At 59.8% G+C, this 11370-nt stretch carries 7 protein-coding genes and 1 pseudogene; 3 read left to right on the top strand and 5 right to left on the bottom strand.

The window, feature by feature from the left end; all coding sequences use genetic code 11:
* Positions 1–321: pseudogene (locus GSQ87_RS06915) on the bottom strand (hypothetical protein); the annotation flags it as partial.
* Positions 322–648: 327 nt separating this feature from the next.
* On the opposite strand from GSQ87_RS06915, the gene GSQ87_RS06910 reads away from it, so the two are divergent.
* A complete protein-coding gene (locus GSQ87_RS06910; RefSeq protein WP_158914648.1) occupies positions 649–978 on the top strand; it encodes a hypothetical protein in 330 nt (109 codons plus the stop codon).
* Positions 979–1210: 232 nt separating this feature from the next.
* Here the strand turns inward: GSQ87_RS06910 and GSQ87_RS06905 are convergent, their stop codons facing one another.
* Both GSQ87_RS06905 and GSQ87_RS06900 read right to left on the bottom strand, forming a co-directional pair.
* The gene (locus GSQ87_RS06905) at positions 1211–1963 is read right to left on the bottom strand and encodes a metallophosphoesterase family protein (protein WP_158914646.1); all 753 of its coding nucleotides are present in this window, start codon (positions 1961–1963) and stop codon (positions 1211–1213) included.
* 821 nt (positions 1964–2784) lie between these two features.
* A complete protein-coding gene (locus tag GSQ87_RS06900) occupies positions 2785–3948 on the bottom strand; it encodes a glycosyltransferase family A protein (protein WP_158914644.1) in 1164 nt (387 codons plus the stop codon).
* A gap of 379 nt (positions 3949–4327) precedes the next feature.
* Between GSQ87_RS06900 and GSQ87_RS06895 the strand changes: the two genes are divergently transcribed.
* Positions 4328–5356, top strand: coding sequence for an acyltransferase (locus tag GSQ87_RS06895; RefSeq protein WP_158914641.1), 1029 nt, complete (start codon positions 4328–4330; stop codon positions 5354–5356).
* Between the two features lie 12 nt (positions 5357–5368).
* Here the strand turns inward: GSQ87_RS06895 and GSQ87_RS06890 are convergent.
* Positions 5369–6311 (bottom strand): IS630 family transposase gene (locus GSQ87_RS06890; RefSeq protein ID WP_174241409.1). Its coding sequence is split into 2 segments (ribosomal slippage): positions 5369–5974 and positions 5976–6311, totalling 942 coding nucleotides; the frame shifts between segments, so codons are not numbered across the junction.
* 1366 nt (positions 6312–7677) lie between these two features.
* On the opposite strand from GSQ87_RS06890, the gene GSQ87_RS06885 reads away from it, so the two are divergent.
* Complete coding sequence (locus tag GSQ87_RS06885) at positions 7678–9723, top strand: acyltransferase family protein (RefSeq protein ID WP_158914637.1); 2046 nt, start codon at positions 7678–7680, stop codon at positions 9721–9723.
* 281 nt (positions 9724–10004) lie between these two features.
* Here the strand turns inward: GSQ87_RS06885 and GSQ87_RS06880 are convergent, their stop codons facing one another.
* On the bottom strand, positions 10005–11081 hold the full coding sequence (locus GSQ87_RS06880; protein WP_158914635.1) for a glycosyltransferase: 1077 nt from the start codon (positions 11079–11081) through the stop codon (positions 10005–10007).
* Positions 11082–11370 lie beyond the last annotated feature (289 nt).

Genomic DNA, 11370 nt, shown 5'->3' with positions numbered 1-11370 from the left:
GGGAGCGATCACCGCAAAGGCGCCGACCGCGTCTGCAATGATATCGACCAGATGCCACTGCCGCCCCAGTCCCCGGCTGACGATCTGGAAGAGGATGCCGCACAGCAAGGTCGACTCAACAATATCCATACGGCGTGACCTTGGAAACGCAAGAAATAGGCCCATTGTGATGACGTAAAACATCACAGCATGAACCACATGCTCCCAAGGAATGGTCGCGGCGACAACCTCTTGCTTGGAAAGTAAGGCCGCTATCGCGAGCGCGAGAACGCCCGGAAACAGCATCATTCTAACCATAGTCTTGAGATGTGCGGCGCCCATTGTCATCTCTCATTGCTACATTCCCCGTCATAGGGCCCACTGCTTCACAGCAGGTGAAAATTCGTGGTTTCCAACCTCCTAAGCTTTGGCCCATCCGTTGAAGACGCGATAATTGTTATCGCTTTGTTATCCATAGCCGCCTCGGCCTTTGCGCCCCACGCCCTCGGGGATTCACCAGAACGCCTCTCCTATAGTGTACAGACACAGCTTTGGCCCCCACATCTCAGCTATACGAACGACCTCCCGGGTTCACGCTCAGCAGCACGGATGTGGACTCTTGCTCGAAAACAGCCCAAGCTATTTTGATGGAGCTAAAGAGTAGGTTTTTTGGAACAGACCGACCGCCACCAACAGGCTTTTGAGCCGCCCGTTTCGGCGGCGAATGCGATCTGGTCGCAGCGCCTCTTCAACGCAAGGCGGTTTGTTGTGCGCGCCATCATCGTTGTGGCGATCGCGCTTGGCGGCGTCGCGGCCGCCCAGTTCATGACTTCGTTTGTCCAGAAGCCCATGACCCAGTCTTGGCTTTCCCCGGCGAACGATCGCCCGGATGCAGATGATGAGGAGCCAGCCGGACCCCCGCTGCGGCGCATAGCGCCTCGTCGCTTGTCAACCGATGGGGATGAAACGAACGGAGCGGCCAATGCAATGGCGCGTTGACCCCCGGCTGGACCTCAAGCCGCCCCCCGCCTAGCTGATCGGCCTCAACGCCAGATCGCCGTTGGCGTGTCTGTAAAGCGGCTCGTCGGTTGATGCCCATTTTGGAAGTGATAGGCACTAAGCTTGCCCAACGGAGCGCTCAGCGGTCTTTATCGACGAGCCGCAGACCGTAACCGCCAGGCTCGCGCCTTCCTAAGCGGTCCAGTGGGTTCGTGCGCCGGCCGTTTGCCGACTAATCGATCAAGGTTGCAGGCGATGTCGGATCTAGGTGCGTGGCTTGGATCCGCGCGACCAGAAGCTCGGTCGGGCCGCCAGGTCGCTCGAAATCGAAGACGCCAACGGTAAGGGCGCCCGTCGCATATGCGCCCGTGTCGAGGTTGGTCCGATGATCGAGCAGTTCGGGCTGATCGGCGTCGGGCTTTCCTTTCCACTGAGGTGTGTGGCCGTGCACGATGTGCTTCCCATCCGGAAACGCTTTGAGATTTTTAGCCCGAAGAAAGCGCTCACGAATCCAAAGCTTGATTTCGTCATCCTGGTCGATAGCGGGCACCCGTGGCATCAGGCCAGCATGAACATAGATCCGGTTATGATCAGAGATCAGCGTCGGCAAGCTCTCGAACCAGGCTGCGTGCTCTTCCGGAAGGACATCCAAATCGCTTAGGTCGCCCAGTCCGCGTCCACCGTAAGACCTGACCGTCTCGTCCCCTCCACTGTTTATCCAACGATTCAGATCACGGGGGTCACGACCACGGATCGCCACCAGCATCATCTCCTCGTGATTTCCGAGCAGGCAATGAACGTTGGGAGACTGTTCTAGTTCTTTCAGCACGCTGACTACAGCGCGGCTCTCTTCACCGCGGTCGATATAGTCGCCAAGAAAAATTAGCCGAGCAACTTCGCCCCGCGCATGAGCCTCGATCTTTTCGAGAGCCAACATCAGCAGGTCGAGGCGGCCGTGAATGTCGCCAACAGCATAGGTTTTCATCTCGGCACCCTCACCCCAAACGCGATGTCATTGAGGTTAAGGCGGGCGCGCGCCGCGCCCAGTGAACCATAAAGTAAGAAGCCGAGGTATCGCCACTTTGCATCATGATAAACGCTGTGGCCGAGGCATTTCGATCCGATGAGCACCGTTTGACAGAGCACCATACCATACCTTCCGCTTATGGAGAATCCCGGCCGCTGCGGTGCGTGGCGCCGGCGTTGCCGAGGCCATGATCGCAAAGGGGGCATCTATGATATGCACACGTGAAATCGCACGCTTTTCCTTGACTGGGAGGGTGTCGCTCCGCAACTAGGCCGCGCCCGCCGAATTGGGAATTCCGATTGCCAAAACCCCGTGCGGATTTGACCCATCTACGCTTTGAGCGGTTGGTCGCGATCTGCTGCGATGGCCACACGCCTAGTGGCAAGCTGACCTGGCTTTGCATTTGCGACTGCGGCGGCTCGGTTCGCGCGACGGTCAATGAGCTTCGCCGTGGCAGTGTGGGAAGCTGCGGCTGCATGCGTCGGGAGCGCATGGTCGAGATCGGCAAGGCGAATTGGGCGCGCAACCATCCCTACATCGGCCAGCCCCCTCCCTCGGGCCCTGGAGGGGACGTCTGATCGGGTGCCAAAAGCTTAGCTGGCGGCCTCAAGCGGCCTAGGAAGACAGCGAGAGTTAGCGCCGCCCGACCCGTCGCCTTCCCAGGATCCCATCGGGCAAGCCAGCTACCCCCGCCTTTCCAGGCCTGGGACGCCTTTGCCGGCAAGGTTTACCTGTGAGAGCCGGGGTTGTTCTCGGACGACAGCCTAGCGATCTCGCCGTTACAGAGGCTCACCCGATAGACCGACCCAAATCGGGGCGGCCGGCTTCCTTCCCAGCGCGGGGAAGATCTTTTTGATCCCGACGCCCAGCGCGTACTGAGCGACGCGGGGATAGGCGTTTATCGGTGATAGCGCATAGGCCGACGCGAAATCCTTCTTCAGGATCAATCTCAACATCGCAAGCAGGCGTTGATGATAGAGTTGCCGACGATTCAAAGATGGCAGTCTAGCGGCACTATCTTTGATCGCCTTATTGATAAACTGGCAATCAGACAGTTGCAGTTCATAAGGTCGGTAACTGGTAAGTTCTAGCATTTTGCCGGCGACATCGACCATCAATCGCCTCACCTCCTCTGCGTCAAGCTCGCCCGAAACCAGCTCGATCATGCGGCGTAGGTCAGTGGCCGCGTCCATAACGGCCTTTGCGCAGACGTCGAAGGAAAGATCGTTTCGCCCCGCCCGCCGCCGCAGTGCGGAAATTCCAGACAACTGCGATGAGACAGCTGAGACCCGTCCATTTAGGATCGACTTACTCATAATGCTATCTGGATGTATCCGATAGTCGCCAAGTATGTCAGACATATTATGTAAAACGCCGATCTCACTTAGACGCCAGTAAAGATCTGCGTCTTCCGCGTGGCAAACGTACCTGTATCCGCCAACCGCCTCCATCGCCGCCCGGCGGACCATCAAGAAGGGGTGCATAAGATAGGGCTCTCGCACGGGCGCCCAGTTTGGGTCGGCGCGGCTCGGACAACCCATGACGGCTATGGTGCCCAAGGCGTGTCCGTTTTGATCGATGTGGCGGGCCGAGCCGGAGACAGCTAGGCAATCCGGATAAAGGTCGAGATAGGCGAGCTGGAGCGCGAAGCGCTCAGGCCTTGCGATGTCATCTGCATCATGTCGCGCAATGATGGCCGACTCGCAAAACGTCAAACCGATATTCAGCGCCTCCACGATGCCGCCATTCGGCTTGGAGATGACCTGCACGCGCGGGTCGGTCGCGGCAATTTCCGCCAGGATCTGAGGCGTCGAGTCGGTGGAGCCGTCATCCACAACGATGATTTTAATATCTCGCACCGTTTGCTGCTGAATGGAAAGCAGCGATTGCCTGACCGTCGATGCGGCGTTGAAGGCCGGAATTAGAACGTCTGCGACCGGCATCTGTTTACCCCAGAGAGCCGAGGCTCGAATGTATCATCATTGCAATATATTGCTACATTGTGAAATGTTATCGCCCTGCGGTTGAGTCTGTCGCAGACGCACATCCCCGCGCGTCCAAACGAACCGTCCGGGTCGCGCCAGGCGCGTAGGCGGTCATCCAGCAATTGGGTCGGAACCGGGTCGCAGGCGTTCCAGGCCGTCCGAGATTGCTCACGGTCACAAGAACCTGACGAGCTGCCTCCCGGCGCGTTGGTCCCGCCTTCTGGCGTCCCAAACAGGAATCGTCGGCCACCGGGACGTTGATGTTGGGGAGACCCTTGCCGTCGTTAACGACCGATGATCTTTACCGCCTCTCGCAGGTGCGAAATGAACGGTGACGATGACGAAGGCGCTGGGTCATGAACGAAATCCGACCATTGACGCGTTCCGGGGCATCGCGATCTGCAGCGTGCTCGCCTATCATTATACCAGCGAAACTGCCTGGACGGGCTTAACTCATACGCCTGCCGTGGCGCAGGTAGGCCGATTCGGGGTCGAACTATTCTTTATAATATCCGGCATTGCGATTAGCATGACGGCTCGTTCATCCGGAAATGCTATTGAATTTTTTGTTAAACGGGTGGCGCGATTATACCCAGCCTATTTATTTTGGATGAGCTCAACGTGGTTGTTTCTAAACTGGGTGGGCTCTCCAATTTTCCCCCATCGAATTCTTGATTACATCAAAAACATAACGCTGTACAGCGGGCATCACCGTTTAGTGGATCCAAGTTACTGGTCACTAACACCCGAATTGCTGTTTTACGGGTTTACGGCTGTGTCTCTGGCGGTTTTTCGGCGCCATTACTGGCTTGGCTTGGTCGCCGTTACGCTCATAGGAGCAGGAATCGCCGCGGCTGGGCGCACGGCATTTGCAGATGCAGCCGTGGCGGCGAAGTGGATGCCTTTGTTTCTCCTCGGAATGTCGGCTTGGTTACTGATCTACGAGAAAAGGAGGGTGGGGTGGGTTTGCGCCGGCGTGGCGCTTATCACGCTCCCCTTTGGGGCCTTACGCTATGACCCGGCCTTTCACCCCCATTGGGCGATGGTGGCCTATATCGGGGCGCTTGGCGGCGCATTGCTGATGATGCTCGCCTTGCGGATCAAAGTGGTGATGGGACCGCTCGGTTGGATCGGCCTTCGATCCTACTCGCTCTATCTGTTGCACCAAGCGCTGGGTGTCTCGACCCTGAAGATGCTGACGCGATTGGGCGCGCCCGATTGGTTCAGCCTTACCGTCGTCGTGTTGGCGTCCCTTGGACTCGCGCACCTATCGTTCACCTATATTGAAGGTCCTGCTGGAATGGCCATCAATCGGTTTTATAAACAACTGACAACCGCGAGACGTTACCCGGCCGCGTCGCTCTAGAGCGTGACCGTATCAGCTTGGAGCATATCCTGAGTTGACGAGGTAATTTGCGCACTCGGTCGCTGAGAAGTGTTCGAGGAGTTGGCCGATGCGCCGCCAGGTGTTTTCGACGGTTCGCTCAGCGGCTTTGCGCAGGAGGGCCTTGAGCTTGGCGAAGACCTGCTCGATGGGGTTCAGGTCGGGGCTGTAGGGCGGTAGGAAGATCAGGTGGGCGCCGGCCTTTCGGATAGCCTGCCTGACCGCCGCGGCCTTGTGGCTGCCCAGATTGTCCATGACCACGACATCGCCGGGGGGCAGGGTTGGGACCAGCACCTGTTCGACATAAGCCTTGAACCAGTCGCCGTTGATCGGCCCGTCCAGGACGAAGGGGGCGGTGATCCGGTCGCAGCGCAGGGCGGCCAGGAAGGTCAGGGTCTTCCAGTGGCCGTGGGGGACCTTGGCCAGGAGCCGCTGTCCGCGAGCGCAGCGGCCGTGGATGCGGGTCATGTTGGTTTTGGCCCAGGTCTCGTCGATGAACACCAGGCGGCGCGGATCAAGACGCTTCTGGTGGCGTCTCCAGCGGTCCCGCTTCCTGGCCACGTCCGGCCGATCCTGCTCGGCGGCGTGCAGGCTTTTTTTTGAAGGTCATTCCCTCGCGTAGATAGAAGCGCCACACCGCGTCATAGCTGACCACGACGGATCGCGCCGCCAACTCCGCCTGGATCGCCCGCAGCGTCAGATCCGGCTTCTCGGCGATCCGGGCCAGCAGCCACTCCCGCTCGCTGGCCAGCGCGCGCCGCCGGGCTCCGCCCATCGGCTTGGCCGCTGCGCTGCCGGTCGTGCGAAGCCGCTGGGACCAGCGAACCGCCGTCGCCACGCCAACCCCAAATCGCGCCGCCGCCTCACGACACGTGGCGCCAGACACCACCAACGCCGCCACTCGATCTCGCAAATCCTTGGAGTACGGACGCGCCATGCAAGCTGGCCTCCTGCCCAGCCTGCATCTTGAATCACGATCCGCTCAAAAGCGGAATCCAGATTCAATCAGACACGGTCACGCTCTAAAGCGCGCATCAAGGCTACACCACGCCTTGCCCAAGGGTCGGCGCTTGCTCATCGGCGGTCTAGTTAGTGCGGCTTGATAGCTTAAGCAGACAAAGCCCAGGCCTACCCCGACTGCGATGGAAGCCGGTTACCCGCAAGGGCCATACTCCCCGTTGGCTCAAATCTGCTCGTTCCACCACTCGTCGTCGGTTCGCGGTTGGGGGCGATAGGTCAGCGACGCCAACGCCCATCGCGCGAGCCCGGATAGGGTGACGGGCCGAGGCAACCTGGGCCGATTCCGCCTCCAGACGGCAAGCTCGATCTCGTGGCGTGCGTCCATGAATCATCAGGACACACTTGCGGAGACCGGTCTACCCCCGCAAACTCCTCCGCCCCCGCAACGAAGCGGCCGACCGCCGGCCCGAAATTTCGTCGGCGCTGCTAAGCAGGGCGCCAATGCAGCCCATCTCGGCGACGTCGCCTGTGCTCGCGAACCTGTGGCTACCCCACGACCCGCGGCTAAAGATTGGCTGGCCGGCCACACAACTCGGACGATCTCCAATCAGCTTCATGAGCTCCGATAGACCGAACCGGCATGTCGCTTGCTTGACGCTGCGCATGAGGAGCCACCATGCCCCGAATATATGCAGAGTGCCCCGAAACGGGTCAGGTCTCCGTCACCCGAGCCACAATGTCTCAAAAGCGATTCGCGCGATTTGAAGGTCAAATCGTCTATTACTGTCGGCTATGCCGCTCGATCCACGGTCCCAGCAAACCGGACCTGGGGCTCGAAGGGGTTGTCGAAGCGACCAATCTCCTCAGTCGGAAAAATCAAGATCGGACCTCCCCTAAGGCACGCCGGATTAAGGTTGGTTCACGAATGACTAGCCGGTCCATTTCCGATCGGAAGACGATGGCGGCCTCCCTTGGGGTGGTGGTGAGGCGCGCTCCCGGTCGCAGATTGGCGGACGGCGCCGCTGAAATCGAACATCACGGGCGATGGCTTTGGCGTGACACCCGCTCCTGCGAGGAGCCAGAGGCGCGCCTCCGGGGTCGTTCGGCACCCTCCCATTTCGAGCCGTCGAGCTCGTCAGCTATAGCGTGCCAGCCGAAGGGCTATGTCCGCGACGGCAACTGGCGATTCGGACGCTCCAATTTGCAAACCATACGCGATATAGGATGGGAGCGGGGAACGATTTGCAGTTCGCGACGAAGTGTGGGAGCCAACTGGCGCGTTGGCGCTTTCGCCGGGGGTGGAACCCCCGGCGCAGTACCCGACAGGTGACGAGGGTTAAGTGATGGACCAAGCGCTCGATGATGCGCGATCCGTGGACGTAGTCGAACGCGAGGCCTCCCCCCGTTATCGCGCCGACATCGACGGCCTCAGGGCCGTCGCCGTCATTTCAGTCGTTCTCTTTCACGCAGGCCTGCAACCCTTCCATTCCGGCTTTGTCGGTGTCGATATCTTCTTTGTTATTTCTGGATACCTGATCGGTGGGATCGTCTACCGAGAGACCTGGGCACAGACTTTTCGGTTCGTTACATTCTATGCTCGGCGAGCCAGGCGCATACTGCCGGCGTTGATCGCGGTCAGCGTAGTCACCTGCGCGTTGGGATGCGCGCTTCTAAGCCCCGATGAGCTACGCCGCTCCAGCGGAAGCGTGGCTTATGCGTTGCTGGGCGTTTCAAATATTCATTTCTGGCTGCGTACGGATTACTTTTCTCCCGACGCCCATCTCGATACATTTTTGATGACTTGGTCACTCGGAATCGAAGAGCAATTCTACCTTTTTTTTCCGGTTCTTCTGCTACTCATGAGGCGCTTCGTTCCAAAGGCGACACTGCCGGTAATGGCGGGCCTCACCGTCGTCTCCTTCGGGCTTTCGGAGATAATGCTTCTCAAAGCACCCGTCGCTGCATTTTATTTGTTGCCAAGCCGGGCGTGGGAGCTCGGGATCGGAGCCTTGCTGGCCATCTGGCAAATTGACGGTGGACCGCGTTTCAGCGGCGCGCGCGCCGAGGTGATCGGGACGTGCAGCCTGGCGTGCCTGCTGCTGTCTGTGATCATTTTCAACGAACAAACGCCCTTTCCGGGCGTGGCCGCCGCCTTGCCCGCGCTTGGCGCGGCCGGCCTAATCGCGTCGGAGCGTAGCTTCGTCAACCGTCGCGTCTTGTCGGCGCGACCGTTGGTTGGCGTCGGTCTAGTCTCCTACTCGTGGTATCTTTGGCATTGGCCGCTTATGGCTTACGCCTGGATCTGCTCGGCCGGAGCCCCCTCTAGCCTGACGCTGGGTCTTATCGCCCTCCTCTCGTTTGTCCTGGCCTATCTATCCTGGCGGTTCATTGAGCGGCCGTTCCGCATCGCCGCCATGCCTAACCGCAAGGCGCTGGTGCGATATGCATTCGCCCTTGCGGTCAGCCTGCTTGTCCCCTTTGGTTTGAAGCTCACCCACGGCTTACCACACCGCATGACCCCGCAGGTGGCCGCCGTGGAGGATCTGGTCGCCAGAGGCCGCGGAAACTGTCTTGCCGGCTACGGCGACGCTCGGCTGGACCGGTCCGCCGCTTGCGCTTCCGTCGACGCTCGCCCTCGTGTGGCGTTGATCGGCGACAGCCACGCCGCCGCGCTGGGCTCCGGGTTGCGCCAGGCTGCCCAGCACGCAGGTCTTGGCTTCATTGAGTTCACCAAATCATCGTGTCCGCCCCTGCTTGGAGCGACACGCGCGATGCCCAATCATCCTGGCCACGCGCAGCAATGCGCCTCATACAATCGTCAAGCCATCGCCGCTGTCCTCGCCGACCCGTGGATCAAGACCGTTTTCCTTACGGGCTACTGGGCCGCAGCGTCCGAAACGCCAAGCGACGCCTACATCGATGTGGATCCAAACGTACCCCGCCTCGCCAGTGGCGTGGTCCTGACCAACACCCTCGAAACGACCGAACGCGCCTTCCTAAAAGCGGGGAAGTCTGTGGTCGTCTTTGGAGATGTTCCCCGCTTCAAGTTCGACCCGGTGCGACAGACCATTACCGACCTCATGCCACTCCGACAGCAGCTGCAGCACATCATGTCCCCGTCCTTCGCAACGCAAGGTGGGTCTGCGGCTAGCGTTTGGGTCACGCCGGCCACGGCCCCGATGGACCAGATTGTCGAACGCTCCGCGCGGGCGGTGCCTGGAGTAAGATATGTTTCTCTTTCTGAAAAGCTTTGCAACCAGTCGGGTTGCCGCTTTAGCGACGGGAGATTGCCTTTCTATTTTGATCAGCAACATCTCTCTCAGAATGGCGCCCAGTACGTACTTCGAGGAGTCTTGCCGCCGGACCACCAACACCTGGTTCTCAAATGAACGTTTTTCAGCAAGTCTAGTTGCTAACACTGGACGGTACACTGCTGTGCGCTCACGCGCCCACCAGGCGCGAGAAAGCCCTGGTTGCTCGGCTGGGTCATCTGGGGCGCGCGCCCTGCAGCCGACGAGGGGGGAAGAGTGAGGGGTCGATGGAAGTCCCGAGGGGTTCACCGCTACGTTAGGGCTTTCGCCGTCCCAATCGATCAGATACCCCACGGGCGCGCCCGGATCGACCGCGCCGAGGGTGGGATCGACGAGCAGGCGTCAGTCGTCCTTGATCGCTAGTTCAAGCCCGCCCGAGCGACGACCGCCTCTTCGAGCACCCCCAGCACGCCATTGACCTGCTTGTCGCGGTCGATCTCATCTCTGAGCGAGTACTGGATTGCGGCCGCAGAAGCCCTCTTATAGGCTTGAGGGTCATCCCAAAGCCGGCGCAACTCGTTCACCCACGCCTCTATGGGTGCATCCCTTTCAATGAGGACCCCTCCCAATCCCACCGATTCTGGCAATCCGCCTATCCGAGTCGCCAGGGTTGGGATGCCGCTGAAATGCGCCTCCGAGACCACCCTTCCCCACGCCTCCTCCCACTGGCTCGGGGCAAGCAGGATTTTGGTCTCTGCATAGATCTCCGCCATTCGCGGCGTCCGCGGCTTGACCGAGACATTGGGGACTTCTTTGAGCCGCTGCCTAAGCCACCGATCATCAGCCTCAGGCAGTTTCCAACCCTCTACGAAACAAAATGGAATATCGGGACAGCGTTCGGCGAGCTGTAGCGCGATTTCGACCCCTTTATTACGATGGGGATTTACGAACGTGACATAGCGGCCCGAAGTCGACGTCTTATAAAGATCGGCTTTAAAGAAAGGGGGAACAACGGTGGCGTTCACGCCATACTGCTCTCGGTAGCGGCGAGCTGTGAACCCAGAATTGGCTAAGAAGCGCACTCCTCGCAGGTCCGCGAGTTCGCCCCCAAGTTCGTGGAATTCGACGTCTCTCAGATAGATCACGACCGGAACGCCGGCTTCCAGCAACGCGGCTGCCAGCGGTACGCCCTTGAAGGTCGGGACAACAGCGACATCGGGCTGAACCCGCCGGACGACCTCTTTCGCTGCAGTTGACGCGGCCCAGGCTCGGTAAGCCGGATAGCCCATTATGTCGTCGCGCACCGCGCGCCTCCCCCCAATCTTCAGCAGCACCCGGTCTCTTACCCCGAGCCATCCATTTCCCGCGAGGCTGGATATGACAGCCACCTCGTGTCCCCGCTGGATGAGCTCCACCGATAACTCGTGTGTGCTGGACTGCGCACCCCCTGAGGCCTGGGGAAGATAGGCTTGGGCGCTCGCCATCAAGATCTTCAATGGACGTGATCCTCGGAGGCCGAAATTGATTTTGACCAGCTTTTGTCAAACCGGCAAACGGTTGACAAGGCGCTCGCGGTTTGCCCGGTGAGGAAAGCGCCGCAAGATGCCGACGTTAAACGTCAATATGACATATCCTTCCGCGAAAAGAATCAACGCGCTTACGATCACTCCCGTCAACGTCAGAAAAGCGGCCACACCCTGACCTTCGATCAGGGGCCCTAAGGCGCACAGCGGCGCCTGCGGAGGCGTTCGCTTTTGTTCCAGATGACATGTGACAAGCTCAATC

It is taken from the genome of Caulobacter sp. S45, from assembly GCF_009765965.1.
Lineage (GTDB): Bacteria > Pseudomonadota > Alphaproteobacteria > Caulobacterales > Caulobacteraceae > CAHJWH01.
The sequence above is the reverse complement of the archived record's forward strand: the minus strand, read 5'-3'. Positions and strand labels throughout refer to the sequence as shown.

Coding starts and splice junctions, on each gene's coding strand:
- GSQ87_RS06895 (WP_158914641.1), top strand. CDS start 4,328: ATGACGAAGGCGCTGGGTCATGAACGAAATCCGACCATTGACGCGTTC.
- GSQ87_RS06900 (WP_158914644.1), bottom strand. CDS start 3,948: ATGCCGGTCGCAGACGTTCTAATTCCGGCCTTCAACGCCGCATCGACG.
- GSQ87_RS06905 (WP_158914646.1), bottom strand. CDS start 1,963: ATGAAAACCTATGCTGTTGGCGACATTCACGGCCGCCTCGACCTGCTG.
- GSQ87_RS06885 (WP_158914637.1), top strand. CDS start 7,678: ATGGACCAAGCGCTCGATGATGCGCGATCCGTGGACGTAGTCGAACGC.